The following is a 25196-nucleotide window of genomic DNA, read 5'->3' as shown; positions in this document are numbered from 1 at the left end:
CTCAGATAGACAGCTTGTTAATGCGTTTGCCGCCGTACAACAGGTTTACGATGGCGCGGGTGCCGACAATGGCGGTGAACATCGAGGTTGCCACACCAATTGCGGTGGTGATGGCAAAGCCTTTAATCGAACCGGTGCCCACGGCGTAAAGGATAATCGCCGTAATCAGCGTGGTGACGTTGGCATCGATGATACTGGAGAACGCACCTTTATAACCTTCATGAATCGCCTGCTGAACAGATCGTCCGTTCTTCAGCTCTTCCTTGATACGTTCGTTGATCAGCACGTTCGCATCCACCGCAACCGCCAGCGTAAGTACGATACCGGCGATACCCGGCATGGTAAGCGTGGCGCCCGGCAGGAGCGACATGATACCCACAATCAGCACCAGGTTGGCAATCAGCGCCGTGGTGGCGATCACGCCGAACTTACGGTAGTAAACCACCATGAAGACGATGGAGGCGATCAGGCCCCAAAGACACGCTTCCAGACCCTGGGTAATATTCTGCTGTCCCATGGTCGGGCCGATAGTGCGCTCTTCAACAATCTGAATCGGCGCAATCAACGCACCGGCGCGCAGCAGCAGCGAGAGCTGGCGTGCTTCATTCGGATTGTTAATACCGGTGATGCGGAAGCTGTTACCGAGACGCGACTGGATATTCGCCACGTTGATCACCTCTTCCTGCTTCGCCAGAATGGCTCTGCCGTTCGCGTCCTTCTTGCCGCTGTCTTTATATTCAACAAACAGCGTCGCCATCGGCTTACCGATATTGTCCTTGGTGAAGTTGGACATGGTGTTGCCACCGGCGCTGTCGAGCGAGATGTTAACCTGCGCCTGCCCGTACTCGTCCTGGCTGGAGGTGGAATCGGTAATATGATCGCCGGTCAGAATAACGCGCTTAAACAGCGTTACCGGCTGTCCGTCACGGGTATTTTTTACTTCTGAATCACCCGGTACGCGGCCGCTGGCGGCAGCATTCGGATCAACCGTAGTATTCACCAGACGGAATTCCAGCGTAGCGGTCGCGCCTAAAATTTCTTTCGCACGCGCGGTATCCTGAATACCCGGCAGCTCAACCACGATACGGTCGGCCCCCTGACGCTGCACCAGCGGCTCAGCCACGCCGAGCTGATTTACGCGGTTGCGCAGGATGGTTATGTTCTGCTGAACGGCATATTCACGCGCTTCACGCAGCCTGTCATCGGTCATTACCGCACGCAGCAAATTACCGCCGGCGCTGTTGATCACCAGGTCGCGGTGGCGTCCGGTCAGATAGCTCACGGCATCGTCGCGCGCCTGCGCATCGCGGAAACGGATTTCCATGCCATAGTTATCGGTTTTGCGGACGTTGGTGTAAGGAATGCTTTTGTCACGCAGATCGCTGCGCAGGTTGTCGATATTCTGCTCCTGAAGCTTGCCCAGGGCAGTATCCATATCCACTTCCATCAGGAAGTGCACGCCGCCGCGCAGATCCAGGCCCAGCTTCATCGGCTCAGCGGCCAGCAGCGTGAGCCAGCGTGGGGTGGCTGGCGCAAGGTTAAGGGCGACGACATAGTCTTCGCCAAGCACTTTAGTGATGGCATCGCGGGCGCGAAGCTGTACGTCACCGTTGGCGAATCGCGCCATGATGGCGCCATTTTCCAGCGCCAGCGATTTGCTCTGGATATTTTCTTCTTTTAAGGCGGTCTGAATCTGACCCAGCGTTTGTTCACTGGCGGCGCTTCCGCGCGCACCAGTCACCTGAACAGCCGGATCCTCACCATAGAGGTTGGGGAGCGCATAGAGCAGGCCGACGATCAATACGACGGCAAGCATAATGTACTTCCACAAAGGATAACGGTTTAGCACGGCAATTCCCTTCGGGAAAACAAAAATTAAAGCGCCTTCATCGTACCTTTCGGCAGAACGGCAGCCACGAAATCACGTTTGACGACAACTTCATTCGTCTCATTCAGCGCGATGGTTACATAACCGGTATCAGAAACTTTGTTCACGCGTCCAACCAGGCCACCCGTGGTCAGCACTTCGTCACCTTTCGCGATGGAGTCCATCAGCTTTTTATGATCTTTCGCACGTTTCTGCTGCGGACGCAGGATCATAAAATAAAAAATCAGGCCAAATACCACCAGCATGATGACCAGTGAATAAGGACTTCCCTGTGACGGCGCGCCTGCGGCAGCCACTGCGTCAGAAATGAACAAGCTCATTAAATTTCCCTCATTGTTTAATTATCAGTCGTTTAAAGGCGGAACCGCCTTGCCCGTCCGGTCATAGAATTCGGTAACAAAGTGCTCTAATTTACCCTCTTCAATAGCCTGACGTAAACCCGCCATCAGACGCTGGTAATAGCGCAGATTATGAATCGTGTTCAGCCGCGCGCCCAGAATCTCATTGCAGCGATCGAGATGATGCAAATAGGCACGACTGTAATGACGACAGGTATAGCAATCGCATTCGGCATCCAGCGTGGATACGTCGTCTTTATATTTGGCGTTGCGGATTTTCACCACGCCGTCGGTCACAAAAAGATGGCCGTTACGGGCGTTACGCGTCGGCATCACGCAGTCAAACATATCAATGCCGCGACGCACGCCCTCAACCAGATCTTCCGGTTTACCGACGCCCATCAGATAACGCGGTTTATCTGCCGGGATCTGTGGGCAAACGTGCGCCAGAATACGGTGCATATCCTCTTTTGGCTCGCCGACCGCCAGGCCGCCCACAGCGTAACCATCAAAGCCGATATCTACCAGCCCTTTCACGGAGACATCTCGTAAATCTTCGTAAACGCCGCCCTGAATAATCCCGAACAGCGCGTTTTTATTTCCCAGCGAATCAAAGCGATCGCGGCTGCGCTGTGCCCAGCGAAGCGACATCTCCATCGAGCGTTTGGCGTAGTCCCAGTCGGATGGATAAGGCGTGCATTCGTCGAAGATCATGACGATATCGGAGCCGAGATCGAACTGTATCTCCATCGATTTTTCAGGATCGAGAAAAATAGCGTCGCCGTTAATCGGATTGCGAAAATGCACGCCCGCTTCGGTGATCTTACGAATGTCGCCCAGGCTGAACACCTGAAAACCGCCGGAATCGGTGAGGATCGGCCCTTTCCACTGCATAAAATCATGCAGATCGCCATGCAGCTTCATGATCGCCTGGCCCGGACGCAGCCAGAGGTGAAAAGTGTTGCCCAGAATAATCTGCGCTCCCGTCTCCTGCACCTCTTCCGGCGTCATGCCTTTTACCGTGCCATAGGTGCCGACGGGCATAAAGGCCGGCGTTTCCACCACGCCGCGCTCAAAGATCAGACGTCCGCGACGCGCGCGTCCATCAGTGGTATCAAGTTCAAACTTCACGTTGCCTCCACCAGAGAAACAGTCTGATGATTAGTAAAAAGGAGCGCATTCTATCAACCGTTGAAGCCGCTACACAAGCCAGCCCGCGAAGTTAGCGTTTATATCACGCATACAGCTTTCAGCCTTTTTGTGTCACGATTCCGGCACAAATTTGGCACACCTGAATGACTGGCCACTTGTCATCCAACATCGTCTGGATCATCAGCGTCACCCTGCCGATGATGATCACATCTTCCTGCGCGCCGCCTGCAATCGCATCGCCGTTCCTTGTTACGATAGCGCAGCCCATCAGTTTGCCCGTGTCTGCCTCGCCGAATAATTCACAGGAAACACTGTATATAATTACATAAATGTATGTGAGGCTATCACTCATTCACCTCCTTGTTAACTCCAGCAATTTTTCATAACTAATAACATCAATGGCTTAGATTTAAGGAGCAATTCATCAGGAATTTAGTTAACTTTTGCTTTAGAATAAAGCTAAAGATTTGAGGGTTGGCAATGAAAAGAAAGGTCGTTTTCGCTAACAGCCTTCGTGGTCTGGCAGCTGTGTCCGTGATGATAGCGCACCTTTGCGCAGTATATTTCGACAGCAACGCTTACATTTCCGGAAGGCTTGGGTTTGAACGTGTCACAAGCACTTCAAATCACTCATTTATCTGGTTCTGCAATAACGTTTTCAACATTGGCGTAATCGGTGTCGCCGTGTTCTTTTTGATAAGTGGATTCGTTATTGACTACTCACTGAAAAAGTTAAACACAGGCGATTTTCTTACTCAAAGATTCTTCAGAATATACCCTACCTACATATTCTGTCTCGCAGTATGTCTGGGATTGATATGTGCGTTTAATATGTTTTCGCATGGTGAGCTACCTGATTACTTAGACGCTAAATATATTATCTCTAACTTTCTCTTAGTCAATCAGACCGTTGGCATTCCTGATATTAACTTTGTAAGCTGGAGCCTTTCCGTCGAGTTAAAATTTTATATTTTAATGGCTTTAATGTACAGGTTCCCTGAAAAAAACAGGCTCACCGCTACATTGGCGATGTCTCTGGTTTTATGTGTTTTTTACTTAATTGTGCACGGTAGTTATGGCGGAGGCTATCTTGAATTTTTTTTGCAGGACTTTAAATATTTACCATTTATGCTTGTTGGCTTTTATTTAAACAGGGTGTTTGAGAGGAGTTGCGGCTCTGTTACAGGCATTAGCTTTATAGTGTTTAGTTGCTTTATTTTCTTTGCTACTGAATTAATTTCAGATAACGTCCTTATTAAAAGGATAGTGGTTGTAAATTATGCCATTGCGATAATATTGTTCGCAACCTGTTATCTGTTTCGAGAAAAATTCAAGAGCGGCTTGCTGTTAGATTTCCTTGCAAATATAAGCTATCCGCTCTATTTAATACATTCTGTTTTGGGATATTACTCTATAAATATTATGATGAGGCTTGGGTACAGTTTCTCCCTGTCATTTTTCGTTGCTGCTTCATTATCAATTATGTGTGCTTATTTTATTCACCTCACCATAGAAATGCGCTCTTTACAACTGGGGAAACGGGTTGCCAGCCCGCCCCCTGCTAACTTGATTAAATAAAAGTTAAGTAGATAGTGCTCATTCTGTAATGCAAGTAATCGAAGGTTGTGTGAAAACACCCGTTTTAGTTCCAGCGCTTTTTGCGGCCCCGGCAAAGATTGGTGTTGTTATGCCGGAAGATCTCTGAATGTGAATGGCACAATTATGCGGGATACTTACAATTAAAATTTCCACCGCAGGATGCGGCGGAATAAAATTAGTCGCCCACCCGCTCGTCGACCGCCTGCGGATTATGGGTGATGAACATGGCATCGCCATAGCTGAAGAAGCGGTACTGCTCCGCCACGGCCTGCTGGTAAGCATGTAATGTATTGCGGTAGCCGGCAAAGGCGGAAACCAGCATGATCAGCGTCGATTCCGGCAGGTGAAAATTGGTCACCAGCGCGTCAATCACCTGATAGCGATAGCCCGGATAGATAAAAATTTTCGTATCGTCAAAGAAGGGGGCAATCAGTGCATGCTCTGCCGCCTGCGCCGCGCTCTCCAGCGAGCGTACCGACGTGGTGCCGACCGCAACCACGCGCTTGCCGCGCGCTTTACAGGCCAGCACCGCGTCAACCACCTCCTGCGGCACTTCAGCGTATTCGGCATGCATAATGTGATCTTCAATGCTCTCCACGCGGACTGGCTGGAAGGTGCCCGCGCCAACGTGCAACGTGACAAAGGCCGTTTCAATACCTTTCTCACGCAGCGCAGCCAGCAGCGGCTCATCAAAGTGCAAACCGGCCGTGGGGGCAGCCACCGCGCCGGGACGCTCGCTGTAGACGGTCTGATAAAGCTCGCGGTCGGATTCTTCGTCAGGGCGATCAATGTACGGCGGCAGCGGCATATGACCGATGTCGTTAAGAATATCAAGCACCGGACGCGGGTCGTCAAAATGCAGTTCAAACAGCGTATCATGGCGTGCAAACATGGTCGCTTTAACGCTTTCATCATCGCCCAACAGCAGTTCTGCTCCGGCTTTCGGCGCTTTAGAGGCGCGAACATGCGCCAGTACGCGCCGATCGTCGAGCATACGCTCAATCAGCACCTCAATCTTTCCACCGCTGGCCTTGCGGCCAAACACTCTTGCCGGAATAACGCGCGTATTATTGAATACCAACAGATCGCCCGGATTCAGCTTGTCCAGCAGATCCGTAAACACGCCGTGCGTCAGCGCGCCGTCAGGGCCGTTAAGCGAAAGAAGACGGCAGCCACTGCGGCTGGCCTGCGGATAACGGGCAATCAGAGATTCTGGCAACTCAAAGGAAAAATCGGCAACGCGCATCATTATTTACAGTTCGGGAAATCAGGGCGCACATTCTAGCTGAAAAACACGCGTATCTAAACATTCGCCGTCATTCCCGCTGCAATAATGCAACGGTGCCGCTAACACACCGTCCTAACAGGCGATATACTCGCAGCATGAACTTTCTTGCGCATCTTCACCTGGCCACGCTTGCCAACAGTTCCCTTACCGGCAACCTGATGGCGGATTTTGTTCGTGGCAACCCTTGTGCCGACTGGCCTGCCGATATCGTGGAAGGCATTTTGCTACATCGTCGTATTGATGTGATGACCGACTCGCTACCCGAAGTGCTGGCGGCGAAACGCTATTTTCGCGCAGAGACGCGCCGCGTCGCACCCATCACGCTGGACGTCGTGTGGGATCACTTTCTTTCCCTGCACTGGGACACACTGCATCCCGCCCTGCCCCTGCCTCGTTTTTTGGCGCAGGCGCAGGCGGCAATCCGGCCCGACCTGCCCGGCACGCCGGCGCGCTTTCAGAATCTGAATCGTTATCTGTGGCGTGAGCGTTGGATGGAACGCTACGCAGAAGCGGTTTACCTGCAACAGGTGCTGTCAGGCATGGCCAGCCGACGGCCCCGGCTGGCGGCGCTTGAAGCGTCCTGGCAGGATTTCATTGATAACTATCAGGTGCTTAATGATTTTTTCTGGCAGTTCTATCCGCGGATGATGGAACTTGCTACGCAAAAAAAACTTTGAGAGCATGCTGCCGCTTGCCCTTTCGCTAAAAACGGGTATTGTATAAAGCAACTTTGAAAATACAGTATTTTCGATAGGTTAAACCTATCTGAGCAATCGGTCTCTCCGGCTGGTTCAAGGATGGACGCCACACGTATACTTGCGTCCTGTTTTATTCACAAACCACTTTTACAGGAGTAAACATGGTCCTGGTAACTCGTCAAGCCCCTGATTTTACTGCCGCCGCCGTACTGGGCAACGGTGAAATCGTCGATAACTTTAACTTTAAAAAACACACCGCCGGTAAAGCCGCCGTTGTGTTCTTCTGGCCAATGGATTTTACCTTTGTATGTCCATCTGAGCTGATCGCCTTCGACAAGCGTTACGAAGAATTCCAGAAACGCGGCGTTGAAGTTGTGGGCGTTTCCTTTGACTCTGAGTTCGTTCATAACGCATGGCGTAAAACCCCTATCGAAAAAGGCGGCATCGGCGAAGTCAAATACGCCATGGTTGCTGACATCAAACGTGAAGTTCAGAAAGCTTACGGCATTGAACATCCGGACGCTGGCGTTGCGCTGCGCGGTTCATTCCTGATCGATCAGGCGGGTGTCGTTCGTCACCAGGTGGTTAACGATCTGCCGCTGGGCCGTAACATTGACGAAATGCTGCGTATGGTTGACGCGCTGCAATTCCACGAAGAGCACGGTGAAGTTTGCCCGGCACAGTGGGAAAAAGGGAAAGAAGGCATGGGCGCGTCTCCGGACGGCGTTGCCAAATTCCTCTCTGAGCACGCGACAAAGCTGTAATTCCGCGTCCTCATTCAAGACCCGCTTCGGCGGGTTTTTTTATGCCTTTCCCGCCTGATCCTTGCTTTATAACGCCTTTCCCTCTTCCTTCACCTCCCCTCGCTTTAGAAGGTTTTAACAGCCTTTCCTGGGAATTACCCTATTTTTTGTTTCTATATTGGAAACACTCACAACTTGCTTTATGGTGTGGGAAAAAATAAGGATAAGCCTCTCATGTCTGATAAAAATCCCGAATACAGAGCGGATATTGACGGTCTGCGCGCGCTGGCGATTCTGTTAGTTGTTCTTTTTCACTCAGGTGCCAATATATTCAGCGGCGGGTTTATTGGCGTAGATGTCTTTTTTGTTATTTCAGGTTTCCTGATTGGCAATATCATCTATCGCGAAATAAACAATAATGCCTTTTCCTATCAGCGGTTTTATGTCAGGCGAATTCGCCGCATCGCGCCGGCGCTGTTCTTTATGCTGCTCTGTATCAGCGCGCTCGGCTATAGCATGCTGTCGCCGCTGGAATTCCGCGATATGGCAAAGTATATTGTTTCGGTACTGCTTTGCGTGCCTAATATCATGTTATTAAAGGGAATTGACTATTTTAATCCCAATGCGGATCTTAATCCGCTGCTGATGACCTGGTCGCTGGGCATTGAGGAGCAATTCTACTTTTTCCTGCCGGTCATCATGCTTTTCGCGCGTCGCATCCGTTTTTCCATCAGGCTGTTTATTGCGATTATCAGTCTGATTTCGCTGGCAGTGAATATTGTTGTTACACCAAACGATGCGAACAACGCTTTTTATTTGCTGCATACGCGCGCGTGGGAATTAGGCGCTGGCGTACTGCTGGCGCTTTACCGCAGCAGGCCGCTTACCGGTGCGAAAAGCCTGCCTTTTTCACTGGCTGGTTTTTTACTGATTCTGATCCCCGCCGCAGTACTGAATAAAGACAGCGTCTTTCCGGGCTATCTGGCCCTGTTACCGGTGCTGGGCGGCGTACTGATTATTTTCGCCCGCAGTAGCCTGAGCCGCTGGCTGCTGGAGAATCGTGTCATGGTATTTATCGGCAGAGTCTCCTACTCATGGTATCTCTGGCACTGGCCATTGCTGAGCCTGGCCCGCCTCTCCGCCGACCACGATCTCACTGCCATACAGGGACTCTCCATTAGCGCCGCTGCCTTTATCATTGCGGCGTTCTCCTGGTATTTTGTCGAAAAACCTTTCCGCCAACCGGCGCGCCCGCGTCAGCGTGTTATTTCCGTTTATTGTGCGCTGTGCGCCGCAGGAATTTTATCTTTCACCGCGATTTATACACTGGGCGGCCTGCCGGACAGGGTCAATCCATTGGTCAATGAAGGTGAAATGTTCAAAGTTTCCGCCGAGAAAAACCCCTGCCTGATTGATTATGGCCCGCAGCTGCCGGTACCGGGTAGCCGCTGTCTGCCATCATCAGACGTGCCTGCCGTGGCGCTGGTGGGCGATAGCCATGCCGCCGCGCTGCATACGGCTGTCGCACAATACGCTGAAAACAAAAAGAAACCTTTATTCGAACTGACCAAATCTTCCTGCCCGTTTTTGGTGGGCGCCAGCCGCTATATGGTCGATCACCCTAAACACGGCGCGCAGTGCCAGGCCTTCAACGAAGAGACGCTGAAAATTTTACTCAGCAACAAGGTTGATGAAGTCATCATTGCCGCCTACTGGTCTTCCGGATTCCTGCCGACGCGTGGCTACGGCTACAACTCGCTCGACAGACGCGTCACCGATAATTATCAGGCGTTGGATCGGGGGTTGAAAAATGCCGTGGCGAAACTGCGTGCCGCAAATAAAAAGGTCACCATTATTGAGGATGCCCCTCGTCTGGATATCGATCCGCTGCGTTTTAACAACATTCAGCAAATTCCGCTGCGTAAGCGAATCCACGCGCTGCTGACCGAAAACACGGTATCCTCAGCCGATCCCGAACGCACACTCCGCCTTTACCCGGAAACCGACCACGTTGACACGCTGCTTGACCGGTACGCACAGCCGGGCGTGAAGGTGATCAGGCTGAAAGACAACCTCTGTAGCCAGCAGGGCTGCCTGATTGCCAATCGCGGTTTGCCCGTTTATTACGATACGCATCACCTGACGGCGCTGGGCAGCACCATCGCGTTGCGAAATCGTCTGAATTAGTCATGACCGCAGCGCATAAAAAAGCCGGAACAGGTTCCGGCTTCGCTTTTAAGCGGTGGTCTTTCTGACAAAAAGCCAACTTATCAACAACAGTAACAGCCAGCCAACGCCGACATAGAGTGATATGCGCGTATCCGGGAAGTAACCGATCAAACCAATAATAAAGGCCAGGAACAGAATACCCACCATTGCGGTGTAGCGTCCGCCGGGCATGGCGAACTTCAGCGCTTTTGTCTGCTCGCTGGTGAGTGAGCGACGGAAACCGATCTGCGCAAACAGGATCATAATCCACACCCAAACGGTCGCAAAGGTCGCCAGCGACGCGATAACAAGGAAGACTTTCTCCGGCATCAGGTAGTTAAGCCAGACGGCGATCAGCATCGCCATCATCATCACCAATACGGTCACCCAGGGTATCCCGCGACGCGAAACGGTGGCAAAGGCTTTCGGCGCATGTCCCTGTTCCGCCATACCGTGCAGCATACGACCCACGCCGAATACGTCGCTGTTGATGGCAGATAATGACGCGGTAATCACCACAAAATTCAGAATGGCCGCCGCCGCCGCGATGCCCATATGCTGGAAGGTCAGCACAAACGGGCTGCCGTTGGTGCCAACCTGATCCCATGGGAAAATCGACATAATGACGAACAGCGTGCCAACGTAGAACACCAGAATGCGCAGCGGCACGGTGTTAATCGCCTTTGGAATAGAGGTCGCCGGATCTTTGGCTTCGCCCGCGGTGATGCCGATAATCTCAATGCCGCCATAGGCAAACATGACGATTTGCAACGACAGCACCATGCCAGTTACGCCGTGCGCGAAGAATCCGCCGTTGGTCCAGAGATTATGAATGCCCGTCGGCTGACCGCCGTTACCGATCCCCCAGAAAATGATGCCGATGCCCGCAACGATCATGATAATGATGGTGGCGACTTTAAACAGCGACAGCCAGAATTCGACCTCACCAAACACTTTTACGGTCGCCATATTAATGGCGCCGATAATCAGCACCACGCTCAGAACCCAGATCCAGTGCGGCACGTCAGGGAACCAGACTCCCATATAGATGCCGAAGGCGGTAACGTCGGCGATGGCGACAATCAGAATTTCGAAGCAGTAGGTCCATCCGGTAATATAACCCGCCAGCGGGCCCAGATAGTCCTGCGCATAGCGGGAGAAGGAGCTGGCCTGCGGGTTGTTCACCGACATTTCACCCAGCGCGCGCATAATAATATAGGCGACAGCGCCGCCAATGATGTAGGCGATCATGACGCTCGGGCCGGCCATTTTCATCGCGTCGGCGGAGCCATAAAATAACCCCGTCCCGATAGCCGAACCCAGCGCCATAAAGCGGATATGGCGCGTGCTCAATCCCTTTTTGAGGGTATTATTTTTCATCTTAGCTTCTGCATCCGTAGCTCCCCTGAGGTCAGGCGAAGCGATTTTATTACTCACTGCTCATGCGCCTTAACCTGCTGACGTCCCAGCATCCGGTCGCAAATTGCCACCAGCACCAGCATCGCCAGCGAGGGCAGCAACCATGCCAGCCCCTGATCGGCCAGCGGCAGATGCTGAGCAAACGCAGGCAATATCGTCTTCAGATCGCTGGCTTTGATCGCGTCGATAATACCAAACACCAGGCTTATCAGCATCGTTGGCGCAATAATACGCGAATTTTTATTCCACCAGCTCAGCGTGAAACTCAGTAACACCAGCACAATACAGGGCGGGTAGATGGCGGTCAGCACCGGGATCGAAAACTTAATCAGATCGGCCAGCCCAAGGTTAGATACCAGCATTGAGAACAGACCCAGGGTAAACACTAACTGACGATAGCTCAGCGGCAGATAGTGCTCGAAAAACTCCGCGCAGGCGCAGGTCAGGCCTACCGCCGTCACCATGCAGGCGACAAAAATCAGCGTGCCGAGGAAAATGCTGCCCATGCTACCGAACGTCTGCTGAACATAGGCATGCAGGATCGCCGCGCCGTTAGCGTTCTGATGGACAATGGATGCGCTGCCGGAACCCAGCTTGAACAGCGCCAGATAAACCAGCGTCAGACCGATACCGGCAATCAAACCGGCCAGTACGGTGTAGCGCGTCAGCAGTTTTGCTTCGGTAATGCCGCGCGAACGCGCCGCGTTAACAATCACAATGCCAAAAACCAGCGCGCCCAGCGTATCCATGGTCAGATAGCCGTTCACAAACCCACTGGAGAACGCCGCCTGCTGATAGGTTTCCGTGGCGGGGGCCATCCCGCCGACCGGCCACAGCAGCGCCGCAACGCCAAGAATGGCCAGCGCGACGATTTTCAGCGGCGCAAGAAAATGGCCGACGGTATCCAGCAGCTTTCCCGGGTAGAGTGAAACGCCGATAACGATCGCGAAATAGATCAGGCTGTAAATCAGCAGCGCGCCGGGGCTTTCGCCGGTTAACGGCGCGATGCCGATCTCAAACGAAACGGTGGCGGTACGCGGCGTGGCAAACAGCGGCCCGACCGCCAGGTAGCATACGGTCGCCAGTACCACGCCTGCCGTTTTACCAATGGGCGAACTCAGCGCATCAATGCCGCCGCCAACGCGCGCCAGCGCGATAACGGTGACAACCGGCAGCCCCACGGCGGTGATCAGAAAGCCGAGTGCGGCAATCCAGACGTGTTCGCCGGACTGAATCCCCACTACAGGCGGAAAAATAATATTGCCAGCCCCCACGAACAGGGCAAAAGTCATAAAACCCAGCGCGAGGATGTCTTTAGAAGATAAACGGTTAGTCATAAGCTGTGGATTGGCCCATACGGTGTTAATAAAAAAGTGATGCCATGTGCATGTGCTTAAAAACCACGTAATCAAACCGTTAAAGGGAAATATATAACCCATTAACACTTTGGCAGCAGATTCGCACTGAGTTTTACTTTACTTGCAGGCGATCGGGAAAAACGGCGCTAAGTAAACCGTTTATAGCGGCGAAAGGCAATGCTGAATCGGAAAACCAGAAGGATATCGCGTAGAAAACGCATCAGGCAGCGTAACTGTTCAGATTATTGCGCAGATGCGCGAGATGATTTGCTTATTTTTTATTCGCTTAATGGCATTCTTGCAAAACTTCGGGGCAGAATGCGTGAAAAGCGCGTTCTCACGCGCTTTTCATCAATGACTATGCGTTTTTCCACACTTCATCGGCGATATCAACCACCAGGCGCAGTTTCGCCCACTGTTGCTCCTCGCTGAGACTGTTGCCCTCTTCCGTTGAGGCGAAGCCGCACTGCGGGCTGAGGCAGATCTGATCGAGGCTGACGTACTGCGCCGCTTCAGCGATGCGTTTTTTTACCGTTTCCGGATCTTCGGGTTCACCGTTTTTGGTGGTGATTAATCCCAGCACCACCTGCTGCCTGCCCGGTTTGATAAAGCGTAGTGGCTCAAAACCGCCGGAGCGCTCATTATCATACTCCAGGAAAAACGCATCAATATTCACCGTGCCGAAAAGAATTTCCGCCACCGGCTCATAGCCGCCTTCAGAGATCCACGTTGAGCGGAAGTTACCGCGACAGACATGCAGACCAATGGTCAAATCATCCGGCTTCCCTTCAATCGCTTTGTTAAGCACCTGAGCATAGATATAAGCCAGCTCTTCCGGATCGTCGCCGCGCGCGCGGATCTGCGCCTTCTGATCTTCGGAACAGAGGTAGGCCCAGACGGTATCGTCCAGTTGCAGATAGCGGCAGCCCGCCGCGTAGAAAGCCTGAATAGCATCGCGGTACGTTTGCGCCAGATCGTCGAAATAAACATTCAGGTCAGGATAGACGCTGGCATCAATCGCTTTACGTCCGCCGCGAAAGTGCAGAACGCTTGGGCTGGGAATGGTCATTTTGGGCACCGCGTCGCCGCTGATGCTTTTCAGATAGCGAAAATCTTCCAGCATCGGATGGTTGCCGAAGCCCAGTTTGCCAGTCACGCGGATGCCGTGGGCTTTGGTTTGCACGCCGTTAAACTGAATGCCCTGCTCAGACTCATAACGCTCCACGCCTTCCAGGCCGTCAAAGAAATCAAAATGCCACCATGCACGGCGGAATTCGCCGTCGGTGACCACCTTCAGGCCGCAGGCGCGCTGTTTGGTCACCACATCGCGAATCGCTTCGTCTTCGACGCGGCGAAGCGCAGTGGCATCAAGCGCGCCAGCCTGAAACCGTTCGCGCGCCTGTTTAACGGCGGCGGGACGCAGAAAACTGCCGACAACTTCGGCACGTGACTGAGCGGACTTGTTTTGCATATTGGCTACTCCTGGCCTGCGCATCATGCGCATAATTTACCGGTGAAATAATTACGCCTGGTTATATTTAGACTTCTGGATGTCTATATGGCTGAGAAGAAGAGTGTCATGAGAAAGATTCAGACGCAAACGAGGAAAATTCATGATGCATGAAAAAAATTCACTCAGAAAGAGGGATGAACGCGAGGTACAGCCATTTCACTCATTCATCGCAGTCAGCGCCTGTGCACGCTGCGTCTCCGAAAGCGGCAGATAGCCTGCCTGCGTCACCAGCGCCTGCCCTTCTGGCGAAAGGACATTGCGCAGAAAAGCCGCCGTAAGCGGGGCCAGCGGTTTACCTGGCGCTTTGTTGACATAAATGTAAAGCGGACGTGCCCAGGGATAGCGGCCATTGCGAATGGATTCCGCCGTTGGCTGCACCCAGGCAGTGCCTTCGCGGGCGACAGGCAGAGTCTTCACACCGCTCAGGCGAATGCCCATGCTGGCATAGCCAATGCCGTTTAACGTTCCGGCAACGGCCTGCACCACCGCCGCCGAGCCGGGGTATTCCCCCACGTCTTTGCGGAAATCGCCATTGCACAGCGCCTGCTGCCGGAAGAAGCCCCAGGTGCCGGAGGCGGAGTTACGGCCAAACCGCTGAAGGACACGATCCTTCCAGCCAGGCGGCATCAGTTGAAGATCGCCCCAGCGGTTGATGGCGGCGGTGCCGCTACAGCGCCGGGTAATTGAGAAAATCGCGTCGAGCTGGCGTATATTCAGGCCCGGTAAAGGATTGTCCTGATTCACCACCACTACCAGCGCATCCAGCGCGACGGGGATCGCCAGCGGCGGATAGCCGTAGCGGGCCTCAAAAAGTTCACGCTCTACAGCCTGCATCGGGCGGCTCATCGCTCCCAGCTGTGCGGCGCCCGCAGCCAGCGCGGTTGGTGCGGTCGAAGAACCCGCAGCCTGAATTTGCACGTTCACGCCGGGATATTGCCGGTTAAAATTTTCGCCCCACAGCGCCATCAGGTTGCCCAGCGTATCCGAGCCGACGCCGCTCAGGTTACCGACCAGCGTGCCAGCCTGTGCAAGGGTGCTGAACAGCAGCGCGACGGCTAGAAACAGCGTTTTCATCATCTTTTCCGATTGCCTCAGCGAGAGGCATTTTGTGGCGATTCACCACTGACAATCAACCCCGGCGGCAGCAGGAAGCTGAAACAGGTTTCAATGTCCGGCTGGCTGGTAATATCCAGCCGTGCATTATGGTGTCCCAGCGCGTGTTTAACAATCGCCAACCCCAGCCCGCTGCCGCCGGTCTGGCGCGAGCGCGCTTTATCCACGCGGTAGAAACGCTCGGTCAGGCGGGGGATATGCTCTGCCGGGATCCCGGGCCCGTTGTCTTTTACTTTAAACTGCGCGCCAAGCGGCGTTTTCAGCCAGCTGATATCGATGCGCGTGCCGTCCGGCGTATGGTTTACCGCGTTATACACCAGGTTCGATATGGCGCTGCGCAGCTGCTCATCGTTGCCGTAGACTTTAAGATGCGGATCGGTATTAAAACGAATCTCGTGGCGTCCGTGGCTGAGCGTTTCCGCTTCGCGTTGCAGCAGGCGCAGCATCAGCGGCACATCGACTTTTTCACGCAGATCCAGTGCGGGCGCGGCCTCAATGCGCGACAGCGTCAGCAGTTGGCTGACCAGCGCATCCATACGCCGCGTTTGCTCCTGCATGGTGTGCAGGGCCTTCTCGCGCAGCGGCCCTTCAAGAACCGAGTCGCTCATAACCTCAAGGTAGCCCTGCAACACCGTCAGCGGCGTGCGCAGTTCGTGGCTGACGTTGGCGAAAAAGTTTCGCCGCGCGCCCTCTAACTGATGTCTCTGGGTAACATCACGCGCTACCAGCAGCCACTGCCCTTCCGTATAAGGCATCAGGCGAAACTCAAGATGGCGCTGGTTGTTCAGCACCAGCGTCAGGGGACGCGAGAAATCGCGCTGGCGCAGATAGCGGGTAAACTCAGGATAACGCAGCAGGTTGAGGATGTTCTGACCATTATCCTCCGGCCAGCGCAGGCCAAGCATCTGCTGAGCCAGACCATTACACCAGAAAATCATCCCCTCTTCGGTGGTCAGTACCACCGCATCGGGCAGCGATTCCGCGCCGCTGCGAAAGCGTTTAATCAGATTGCCCAGTTCGCGGCGCCGACGCCGGTTGCGCGCCTGCATCTGGTAAAGCCCATAAAAAAGCGGCTCCCAGCTACCGCGACCGGCGGGCGGCGTCATGCTGCGATCGACCCACAGCCAGTAAGAAAGGCGCAGCAAATTGATGAAGTGCCAGCCCAGCAGGGCCAGCAAGGAGAGCAACAGCAGCCAGGGTAGTCCGCCCGCCAGCAGCCCGATAATCAGCGCGGGCAGGCAAACCAGTACCAGCTCCAGCAGCAATCTCTTCCAGGAGAGGCGTTCCAACACGGTTCAGGCTCCCGAGCGATCAGTAGCGTGCAGAGAAGCGGTAGCCTGTTCCGCGCACCGTCTGCACCATGCGGTCGTGACCGGTGTGCTCAAGCGCTTTACGTAAGCGGCGAATATGCACGTCAACGGTACGATCTTCGACATACACGTTAGTGCCCCAGACATGATTAAGCAACTGTTCACGGCTGTATACCCGCTCCGGATGGGTCATAAAGAAGTGCAGCAGCTTGTACTCAGTCGGCCCCATATCCAGCGGCTGGGTGTTCGACATCACGCGATGCGACGAGGGATCGAGACTCAGCCCCTGGATTTCAATCACCTCTTCCAACGCCATCGGCGAAATACGCCGCATCACCGCTTTGATGCGCGCCACCAGCTCCTTGGGTGAAAAGGGTTTCGTAATGTAGTCGTCCGCGCCCACTTCCAGACCACGCACGCGGTCTTCCTCTTCGCCGCGCGCGGTCAGCATCATGACAGGAATATCGCGCGTCATCGCCTCACGCTTTAAGTGCTTAATAAACTGAAGGCCGGTTCCGCCGGGCAACATCCAGTCCAGAAGGATCAAATCGGGCCAGGGTTCAATCAGCAAGTTGATGGCGCTGTCATAATCTTCCGCTTCAATCGGCTGATAGTCATTTTGCTCAAGTACGAAACACAGCATCTCACGGATAGGGGCTTCATCTTCCACCACCAAAATACGCTTAGCCATTATTGCTCCTGCAACGGATGCTTCTGGGATTTGCGGCGCCATTATGCGTCAGTTTTATGACAGTTTTATGAAAAAAGCACGGGTACACTGCGGCTTTTATGACTGTTTTGCGAAGCGCTTTCCAACATGCGGGGTAGGTTTTTTAGCGTCGCTGTTTATAATCGTCGCATCCGCTTCGCTGCCACAGAGGCTTCATGCGACTTATTCATACCGCCGACTGGCACCTGGGCCAGCATTTCTATACCAAAAGCCGCGCGGCTGAACACCAGGCGTTTCTTAACTGGTTACTGACGCAGGCAGTTGATCATCAGGTCGACGTCATTATTGTGGCCGGCGATATTTTTGATACCGGTTCGCCGCCCAGCTACGCGCGCGAACTCTATAATCGCTTCGTCGTTGATCTCCAGCAAACCGGCTGCCAGTTAGTGGTGCTGGGCGGCAATCATGACTCGGTCGCCACGCTGAATGAGTCACGCGCGCTGTTGGCCTGCCTGAATACCCGCGTGATCGCCGCCGCCATGAACGATCCGGCCGAACAGGTGCTGTTGCTCAACACGCGTGATGGCCAGCCGGGCGCGCTGCTCTGCGCCGTTCCTTTTCTTCGGCCGCGCGATATCCTGCTGAGCCGCGCAGGCCAGTCCGGCCGGGAAAAACAGCAAACCCTGCTGGAGGCGATTGCTGACCACTATCAGCGTTGCTGGCAGGCGGCACTGCTTCAGCGCGAGTCGCTTGGCCTGCCGTTGCCGATTATCGCCACCGGCCATCTGACCACCGTTGGCGTGACGAAAAGTGATGCGGTGCGCGATATCTATATCGGCACGCTGGATGCGTTTCCTGCGAACGCGTTTCCCCCCGCCGACTATATCGCGCTGGGCCATATCCATCGCGCGCAGCGCGTTGCCAACAGCGAACATATTCGCTACAGCGGCTCGCCGATCCCGCTCAGTTTTGATGAACTGGGCAAAGAAAAGAGCGTTTTTCTGGTGGATTTTCAGGAGGGGAAACTCAGTCAGGTGCAACCGCTTGCTATCCCGCTGTTTCAGCCCATGCAGATGATTAAAGGCTCGCTGGCGGAGATAGAACGCCAGCTCGCCGCCATCGCGCCGCGCACAGACGGCAAACCAACGTGGCTCGATATCGAAATCGTCAGCCAGGCATGGCTGAATGATATTCAGCGCCGTATTGAGGCACTCACCGACACGCTGCCGGTGGAGGTAGTGCTGCTGCGCCGCAGCCGTGAGCAGCGCGAACAGACCATTGCCCGGCAAAGCAATGAGACGCTGAGCGAACTCAGCGTACAGGAGGTGTTTGCGCGTCGGCTGGCGATGGAAGAAAACGAAACGCCGGAGCGGCTGGCGCGCGCCACGCTGCTGTTTAATCAGACGCTGGCGGCACTCGATGACGAGGTCGCGCAATGAAAATCCTGACGCTGCGTTTTAAAAACCTCAACTCGCTGAAGGGCGAGTGGAAGATTGATTTCACGAAAGAACCGTTCGCCAGCAATGGCCTTTTTGCTATCACCGGGCCGACCGGCGCCGGAAAAACCACCCTGCTGGATGCCATCTGCCTGGCGCTTTACCACGAAACCTCGCGGCTGGGCAAACTGTCGCAGTCGCAAAACGATTTGATGACCCGCGACACAGCAGAGTGCCTGGCGGAGGTTGAATTTGAGGTCAAGGGCGAAGCATGGCGCGCCTTCTGGAGCCAGAACCGGGCGCGCGGCGCGGCGGAAGGCAATCTTCAGGCGCCGCGCGTGGAGCTGGCGCGATGCAGCGACAATCATATCGTTGCCGATAAGGTGAAAGACAAGCTGGAGATGCTCACCGCCCTGACCGGACTGGATTTCGAACGGTTTACCCGGTCGATGATGCTCTCTCAGGGGCAGTTCGCCGCCTTTCTCAACGCCGATGCCAACAGCCGCGCCGAACTGCTTGAAGAGCTGACCGGCACGGAAATCTATGGACGCCTCTCCGCCAGCGTGTTCGAGCGCCATAAAAATGCGCGTACCGCGCTGGAGACGCTGCGCGCGCAGGCCAGCGGGATGTCGCTTCTGCCTGAAGAACAGTTGCGCGAGCTCAACACCCGGTTAGAGCAGCTTATTGCAGATGAGCAGGTGCTTACTTCAACCTGGCAACGCCATCAGCAGTTACTTCACTGGCAGCAGCAGCATCAGTCGCTGCGTAGCGCCGCCGACACCGCCCGTAGCGAACATCAGCAGGCAGCGGCAGACTGGCAAACCGCACAGCCGACGCTGCAAAAACTGGCGCAGGCAGAACCCGCCGGGAAGCTGCGCCCGCTCTGGCAGCAGCGTCAGCGTCAACAGCAGGACGCCGCCGCGTTGCAACAGCAGCGCGCGCAGCTTGCACAACAACATGAGCAGGCCGCTCGCACGCTTGAAAGCTGCACGGCCTCGCTGCAAGAGGCGGAAGACGCACGACAACAGCATGAAGCGCTACGCCTGGCGCAGGAAACGCTGATCGCCGGGCAGGTGATACCGCTTGATAATCAGCTCGCCGCGCTGGAAAAGCGCCTTACGGAGCTGGCGCAAGAGATTAGTGAGCGCCAACACTCTTTGCGAGAACGTCAGACAGCACTGCTACAAAATCAGCAGGCGCAGAAAGAGGCGCTGGCTGCACAGTCAACCCATCAACGCTGGCAGGCCGATAATACACGGCTGGCGGCATGGGGCGAATCGCTTCAGGTGTGGCGCATGACTCTGAGTCAGCATCAGCAACATCATGAAGATGTCGCCCATCTGCAACAGCGCATTGCCGCTCAGCAAAACGGCATAAAGGAACTGGAGCAGGCGCTCAGCGCGCTGGATGTGCAGATCCAGCCGCAACGGCAGCAGGCAGAAACGTCCCTGAATGCGGTTCAGCAGGCAGAGCAGGCGCTGGCCCGGCTCCGGCAGCAGCATGCAGAAGCAGACGTTCAGCACGCGTTGAGTTTGCTGCAACAGCAGCGCCCGCAGCGGCAGGCGCTGGCGCTGCTGATGCCGCAGTGGCAGCAGTGTCACCAACGGCGTCAGCGTGTATTGCATGCCCAACAGGCCACCACGCAACAGCTTCAGCAGTCGGAAAACGCGCTGCAATCACTGCGTGCCGAGTGGAAAGAGAAACGGCAGCACCTGGCCGATCTTGAAGCGCGCTGCGAACTGGAGCAGCGCATCGCCAGTCTGGAACAGCATCGCGCCCGCCTTGAGGCCGGGCAGCCCTGCCCGCTCTGCGGCGCCTGCGAGCATCCGGCCATCGCCGATTACCAGGCGCTTGAGCCTTCGGAAAATCAACAGCGTCTTGCGCGGCTTCGGGCTGAGGAGCAACAGCTTCACGACCGCGGCACCGCGAAGCGCGAAGAGGTCAAAAACCTCAACCAGCAGTCGGAGCAGCAGCAGCAGGAGTGGACGGAGACAGAGGCAGAGCGCGTCAGGCTGCAAAATCAGTGGCAGCTCGCCACGCACGCGCTTTCGCTGACGCTTTCGCCGGATGATACCGATTCAATTACGACCTGGCTGGAAGAACAGGACGCGCAGGAAATGCAGCGCCAGGCACAGCTCGCCGCATTGCAACAGGCCGTCCGCACGCTACAGACGCAGAAGGATCTTCAGGCGCAACAGCAAAATACGCTCAGCGCTCTTCAGCAGAAGCGGGAACTGAGCGGTCAGCAACTGCTTACTTCGCGGCAATCGCTTGATGAACTGCAAAGACAGTTGCATGCCGTTCAACAGCAACATGCGCAGCAGCGTAGCGCGCTGGAAGCATCGCTGGCCGATGTCGGCCTGACGCTCCCGACGCCGGGTGGCGACGAAAGCTGGCTGTCGGCGAGGCAGGCCGAATGGCGGCAGTGGCGGCAAACGGAGCAAGTGCTTACCGATCTCGGCCCTGCGCTGGCAACGCTGGCCTCTGAACAGAAGGCAATAAACGAGACAATCGCTAACGAGCAGGAGAAACTTGCCGCGCAGGAGCAACAGCAGAAGCAGGCGCTGGCATCCCGGGCAGAGTTAACGCAGCAGCGTCAGCGGCTGTTTGGCGACAAGCTTACTGCGGAGTGGCAGCAGCAGCTCCGCGCGCTTTCCGCACAGCACGCGGAGCAGTGTCAACTGCGTCAGCAGCAGTGGCAAACGCAGCAGAATCAGTTGACTACCCTTCACGGGCAGTTGACCACCTTAACCGAAAGCGCGTCCGTACTTGAGACGCGGTTGAAAGAGGCTGAGCAGGCTTTTGATACGGCCCTGACGGCCAGTCAGTTCAGCGATGAAGCCGCGTTTACTGCGGCTCTGATGGATGAGGCGCAGATGCTGCGGCTCAGCGCGCTGCAAAAGCAGCATGACGAGCGGCGTCAGCAAACCACGGCGCTTTTACGGCAGGCGGAAAGCAACCTCGCCGCGCTGCTGGCGCAAAAACCGCTGGATATGCCGCCGGAAAATGAAAACATACAGGACGCCGTTGCCGCCCTTGCCCGCCAGCTCCGCGACAATGCGCAGTGGCAGGGAGAAGCACGCCAGCAGCTGACCAGCGATGCCGCCCGTCGCCAGCAGCAGCAGTCGCTGCTGACGGAAATCGGCCGCGTTGAGGCGCAGGTTGAGGAGTGGAGCTATCTCAACCAGCTGATTGGTTCAAAAGAGGGCGACAAGTTCCGTAAGTTCGCCCAGGGCCTGACGCTGGATCACCTGGTCTGGTTGGCTAACAGGCAGCTCGATCGCCTGCACGGACGCTATCTGCTGCAACGAAAATCTCAGGAGGCGCTGGAATTACAGGTTGTCGATACCTGGCAGGCGGACGCCGAACGCGATACGCGTACGCTGTCCGGCGGCGAAAGTTTTCTGGTAAGTCTCGCGCTGGCGCTGGCGCTTTCGGATCTGGTCAGCCATAAAACGCGCATTGAATCGCTGTTCCTTGATGAGGGTTTTGGCACGCTGGATGCCGAAACGCTGGAGAGCGCGCTGGATGCGCTGGATGCGCTGAATGCCAGCGGTAAGACCATTGGCGTGATCAGCCACGTCGAAGCGATGAAAGAGCGCATTCCGGTACAGATTAAGGTGCGCAAAATAAATGGCCTGGGTTACAGCAGGCTGGAGACGCCGACCTGAGCGCGAAAAATCTGTAAATAGCGCACTTGCCTTTTTCACAGACATACAGCCTGTAGACTATGCGGCATCAGAGAATGAAAGAAGGGATGGCAATGCGTACAGGTATTATCGGCATCGCGATGGTGCTGGCGGGATGTCAGTCCGTACAGGACGGCAAAACGCCGCCTGACGCGCAGGCGATTCAGGCTGCGGCTGACAAAGCGTGCCGCCACGAGACGTCCGCTAAAAAGGGCGACTGCGTCTACTTTGCAAAAATGCAGTACGCCATTCAGCGCAACTTTAACGAGGCCGATCGCTATCATGGCCGCGAGTGCCTGGTGACGGTGGGCTGGAGCGGCAACGGCCGCTATAGCGTTAAAAGCACAAACGGCGACGAAGCGCTGTGTCTGAAGGCATGGAGCGTCATTGGCAGCGCCGACGATCTGCCGCCGCCGCCTGAAAATCTTCCGGGGGAGATGGTACTGGAATTTAAACCCGAAAAATAATACGGCGATGCACGTACCGTCAATTATCCTGAGGCCAGAGCCACGCGGCACCGCGCACGCCGCTGGAGTCGCCGTGTCGCGCTTTGCGCACCGGCGTTTCGCATTCGCCGCCGAACACCCACTTTTTCATCAGCATCGGCACCGTCTGATAAAGACGATCAACGTTGCTCATTCCACCGCCCATCACAATCACGTCCGGGTCGAGAATATTCACCACATGCGCCAGCGATTTCGCCAGGCGCAGTTCGTAGCGGCTCATCGCCAGCTCAGCAACCGGATCCTGCTCCCCGACAAGTTTGATGATCTCCGCGCCTTTACGCTCAACGCCGCTTAACCGCTGGTAGTCGACAGCGAAACCGGTGCCTGAAATAAAGGTTTCGATACAGCCTGATTTACCGCAGTAGCACGGAACCTCATCGCGATAGCGCAGCTCGTCTTCATCCATCCACGGCAGCGGATTATGCCCCCATTCACCGGCGTTGCCATTGCCGCCGGTGTGCGCCTTGCCGTTGAGCGCCACGCCCGCGCCGCAGCCGGTACCGATAATCACGGCAAATACCGTCGGACAGCCTGCCGCCGCGCCGTCAACCGCTTCGGATACCGCAAGACAGTTGGCGTCGTTGGCAATCCGCACTTCGCGCCCAAGCATTTTATGCAGATCTTTATCCAGCGGCTGGCCATTGAGCCAGGTAGAGTTGGCGTTTTTCACCCGTCGCGTGAACGGCGAAAGCGTGCCGGGAATGCCCAGCCCGACGCTGCCCTGCTGGCCGGTTTTCTCTTCCGCCAGTTTTACCAGACCAACGATGGCCTCCAGCGTTTTTGGATAGTCGTCGCGCGGCGTGCTCACGCGATGGCGAAAAAGTGCATCACCTTCTGCCGACAGCGCAATGACTTCAATTTTTGTGCCGCCCAAATCAATCCCGATACGCATAATTCCTCACTATTCAATGGCCTGACTCTGAGCGTAGAGTGAAGCAGGCGGAAAGGCAATGAAACGTCGCCGCCGATTCGCTATCATGCGCGCTGACGTTTACACTGGCGCGCCAGATAGGCGCACGGAGAGGAAAAGCATAGTGCTGTGGTTTAAAAATTTAATGGTATATCGTCTGAATCGCGAGATCCCACTGGCGATTGATGAGATGGAAAAACAGCTTGAAGCCTTTGCTTTCACTCCCTGCGGCAGCCAGGATATGGCAAAAACCGGCTGGGTGTCGCCAATGGGTTCGCGCGGCGAGGCGTTTACGCACCTTAACAACGGCCAGATCCTGATTTGCGCGCGCAAAGAAGAAAAAATCCTGCCTTCTCCGGTGATCAAACAGGCGCTGGAAGCCAAAATTGGCAAGCTTGAAACAGAGCAGCAGCGCAAGCTGAAGAAAACGGAAAAGGACTCGCTGAAAGATGAAGTATTGCACAGCCTGCTGCCGCGCGCCTTCAGCCGTTTCAGCCAGACCTTTCTGTGGATCGATTCTGTTAACAACCTGATTATGGTTGATTCAGCCAGCGCAAAAAAAGCTGAAGACACGCTGGCGCTGCTGCGTAAAAGCCTCGGTTCGCTGCCGGTGGTGCCGCTGACGCTGGAAAGCCCCATTGAGCTGACCATGACGGAATGGGTGCGCTCCGGCGAGACGCCTGCGGGTTTTGCGTTAATGGATGAAGCCGAGCTGAAGGCGCTGCTGGAAGACGGCGGCGTTATTCGCTGTAAAAAGCAGGATCTGGTTTGCGATGAGATAGCCAATCATATCGAAGCGGGCAAACTGGTGACAAAACTGGCGCTGGACTGGCAGGAGCGCGTTCAGCTTGTGCTGTCGGACGACGGGTCGTTTAAACGGTTGAAATTCGCCGATGCGCTGCGTGAGCAGAATGATGATATCGACCGCGAAGACGTGGCGGCACGTTTTGATGCCGACTTTATTCTGATGACCGGTGAGCTTGCCGCGCTGATCGCCAATACCATTGAAGCGCTGGGCGGCGAAGCACAGCGCTGAGGAACGGGGCGCGGCGTCGCCCTGCGGTTATCCTTTCAGATAGCGACAGAGATAAGAAGACGGCTCGGCCACCTGAAGATGAAATTCGCTGTGGCCGGGAACGTTAAATACCTGGCCCGGCTGGTAGAGCGTCCACTCCGTTTCGTCTGGCAGCAGCACCTTCAGCGAACCGCTCACCACCGTCATCTCTTCGGGCTGTCCGGTACCAAACGTATATTCCCCTTCCGCCATTACGCCCACGCTGGCACGTCCTGTACTGGCACTGTCGAAACCAATAGATTTCACTTTTCCGTCGAAGTACTCGCTAACGTTGAGCATTATT

21 protein-coding genes are annotated in these 25196 nt (G+C 55.2%); 8 read left to right on the top strand and 13 right to left on the bottom strand.

What is annotated here, in order from left to right; genetic code table 11:
• Position 1: 1 nt before the first annotated feature.
• From secD to FA91_RS03930, 4 genes are all read right to left on the bottom strand, one after another.
• Positions 2-1849 (bottom strand): protein translocase subunit SecD, encoded by a 1848-nt coding sequence (gene secD / locus FA91_RS03945; RefSeq protein ID WP_072032281.1) that lies wholly within the window; start codon positions 1847-1849, stop codon positions 2-4.
• 26 nt (positions 1850-1875) lie between these two features.
• A complete protein-coding gene (gene yajC / locus FA91_RS03940; protein WP_034912731.1) occupies positions 1876-2208 on the bottom strand; it encodes a preprotein translocase subunit YajC in 333 nt (110 codons plus the stop codon).
• A gap of 24 nt (positions 2209-2232) precedes the next feature.
• Positions 2233-3357 carry a tRNA guanosine(34) transglycosylase Tgt gene (tgt, locus tag FA91_RS03935; protein ID WP_034912728.1) on the bottom strand — a complete coding sequence of 375 codons (1125 nt, stop codon included), beginning with the start codon at positions 3355-3357 and terminating at the stop codon, positions 2233-2235.
• A gap of 118 nt (positions 3358-3475) precedes the next feature.
• Positions 3476-3730, bottom strand: coding sequence for a hypothetical protein (locus FA91_RS03930; protein ID WP_034912724.1), 255 nt, complete (start codon positions 3728-3730; stop codon positions 3476-3478).
• A gap of 128 nt (positions 3731-3858) precedes the next feature.
• On the opposite strand from FA91_RS03930, the gene FA91_RS03925 reads away from it, so the two are divergent.
• Positions 3859-4956 carry an acyltransferase gene (locus FA91_RS03925; RefSeq protein WP_034912722.1) on the top strand — a complete coding sequence of 366 codons (1098 nt, stop codon included), beginning with the start codon at positions 3859-3861 and terminating at the stop codon, positions 4954-4956.
• A 196-nt stretch (positions 4957-5152) separates the two neighbouring features.
• Here FA91_RS03925 and queA read toward each other — a convergent pair whose 3' ends face one another.
• The gene (gene queA / locus FA91_RS03920) at positions 5153-6223 is read right to left on the bottom strand and encodes a tRNA preQ1(34) S-adenosylmethionine ribosyltransferase-isomerase QueA (protein WP_034918918.1); all 1071 of its coding nucleotides are present in this window, start codon (positions 6221-6223) and stop codon (positions 5153-5155) included.
• A gap of 137 nt (positions 6224-6360) precedes the next feature.
• Here queA and FA91_RS03915 point away from each other — a divergent pair, with 137 nt between their 5' ends.
• The 3 genes from FA91_RS03915 (at position 6361) to FA91_RS03905 (ending at position 9893) form a co-directional block, all read left to right on the top strand.
• Complete coding sequence (locus tag FA91_RS03915; RefSeq protein ID WP_034912720.1) at positions 6361-6942, top strand: ACP phosphodiesterase; 582 nt, start codon at positions 6361-6363, stop codon at positions 6940-6942.
• A gap of 182 nt (positions 6943-7124) precedes the next feature.
• On the top strand, positions 7125-7727 hold the full coding sequence (locus FA91_RS03910) for a peroxiredoxin C (RefSeq protein WP_034912718.1): 603 nt from the start codon (positions 7125-7127) through the stop codon (positions 7725-7727).
• 213 nt (positions 7728-7940) lie between these two features.
• Positions 7941-9893 carry an acyltransferase family protein gene (locus FA91_RS03905; RefSeq protein WP_034912715.1) on the top strand — a complete coding sequence of 651 codons (1953 nt, stop codon included), beginning with the start codon at positions 7941-7943 and terminating at the stop codon, positions 9891-9893.
• A gap of 48 nt (positions 9894-9941) precedes the next feature.
• Here FA91_RS03905 and proY read toward each other — a convergent pair whose 3' ends face one another.
• From proY to phoB, 6 genes are all read right to left on the bottom strand, one after another.
• Positions 9942-11294, bottom strand: coding sequence for a proline-specific permease ProY (gene proY / locus FA91_RS03900; RefSeq protein WP_034912712.1), 1353 nt, complete (start codon positions 11292-11294; stop codon positions 9942-9944).
• 53 nt (positions 11295-11347) lie between these two features.
• Positions 11348-12670 (bottom strand): branched-chain amino acid transport system II carrier protein, encoded by a 1323-nt coding sequence (gene brnQ, locus FA91_RS03895; protein ID WP_034918915.1) that lies wholly within the window; start codon positions 12668-12670, stop codon positions 11348-11350.
• 379 nt (positions 12671-13049) lie between these two features.
• Positions 13050-14162, bottom strand: a complete 1113-nt coding sequence (locus FA91_RS03890; RefSeq protein WP_034912709.1) for a cobalamin-independent methionine synthase II family protein — start codon at positions 14160-14162, stop codon at positions 13050-13052.
• A 198-nt stretch (positions 14163-14360) separates the two neighbouring features.
• Positions 14361-15278 carry a phosphate ABC transporter substrate-binding protein PstS family protein gene (locus FA91_RS03885; protein WP_034918914.1) on the bottom strand — a complete coding sequence of 306 codons (918 nt, stop codon included), beginning with the start codon at positions 15276-15278 and terminating at the stop codon, positions 14361-14363.
• A gap of 17 nt (positions 15279-15295) precedes the next feature.
• Positions 15296-16609 (bottom strand): phosphate regulon sensor histidine kinase PhoR, encoded by a 1314-nt coding sequence (phoR, locus tag FA91_RS03880; protein ID WP_034912708.1) that lies wholly within the window; start codon positions 16607-16609, stop codon positions 15296-15298.
• Positions 16610-16628: 19 nt separating this feature from the next.
• Positions 16629-17318 (bottom strand): phosphate response regulator transcription factor PhoB, encoded by a 690-nt coding sequence (phoB, locus tag FA91_RS03875; protein WP_034912705.1) that lies wholly within the window; start codon positions 17316-17318, stop codon positions 16629-16631.
• Between the two features lie 194 nt (positions 17319-17512).
• Between phoB and sbcD the strand changes: the two genes are divergently transcribed.
• From sbcD to FA91_RS20020, 3 genes are all read left to right on the top strand, one after another.
• Complete coding sequence (sbcD, locus tag FA91_RS03870) at positions 17513-18736, top strand: exonuclease subunit SbcD (RefSeq protein ID WP_034912701.1); 1224 nt, start codon at positions 17513-17515, stop codon at positions 18734-18736.
• Positions 18733-22404 carry an AAA family ATPase gene (locus FA91_RS03865; RefSeq protein WP_034912698.1) on the top strand — a complete coding sequence of 1224 codons (3672 nt, stop codon included), beginning with the start codon at positions 18733-18735 and terminating at the stop codon, positions 22402-22404. Before sbcD ends, FA91_RS03865 begins: the two co-directional genes overlap by 4 nt.
• Before the next feature lie 92 nt (positions 22405-22496).
• Entirely contained in the window at positions 22497-22889 is a 393-nt protein-coding gene (locus FA91_RS20020; RefSeq protein ID WP_051936990.1) for a cell envelope integrity protein TolA, read from the top strand.
• A gap of 19 nt (positions 22890-22908) precedes the next feature.
• Here the strand turns inward: FA91_RS20020 and mak are convergent, their stop codons facing one another.
• Positions 22909-23820 carry a fructokinase gene (gene mak, locus FA91_RS03855; RefSeq protein WP_034912695.1) on the bottom strand — a complete coding sequence of 304 codons (912 nt, stop codon included), beginning with the start codon at positions 23818-23820 and terminating at the stop codon, positions 22909-22911.
• 142 nt (positions 23821-23962) lie between these two features.
• Here mak and rdgC point away from each other — a divergent pair, with 142 nt between their 5' ends.
• A complete protein-coding gene (rdgC, locus tag FA91_RS03850; RefSeq protein ID WP_034912693.1) occupies positions 23963-24874 on the top strand; it encodes a recombination-associated protein RdgC in 912 nt (303 codons plus the stop codon).
• A 27-nt stretch (positions 24875-24901) separates the two neighbouring features.
• Here rdgC and ppnP read toward each other — a convergent pair whose 3' ends face one another.
• A complete protein-coding gene (ppnP, locus tag FA91_RS03845; RefSeq protein WP_034912692.1) occupies positions 24902-25192 on the bottom strand; it encodes a pyrimidine/purine nucleoside phosphorylase in 291 nt (96 codons plus the stop codon).
• Positions 25193-25196 lie beyond the last annotated feature (4 nt).

The organism is Erwinia sp. 9145 (assembly GCF_000745075.1).
GTDB classification, from domain to species: domain Bacteria; phylum Pseudomonadota; class Gammaproteobacteria; order Enterobacterales; family Enterobacteriaceae; genus Erwinia; species Erwinia oleae.
Note: the sequence above shows the minus strand (reverse complement) of the source record. Positions and strands in the feature narration are given on the sequence as shown.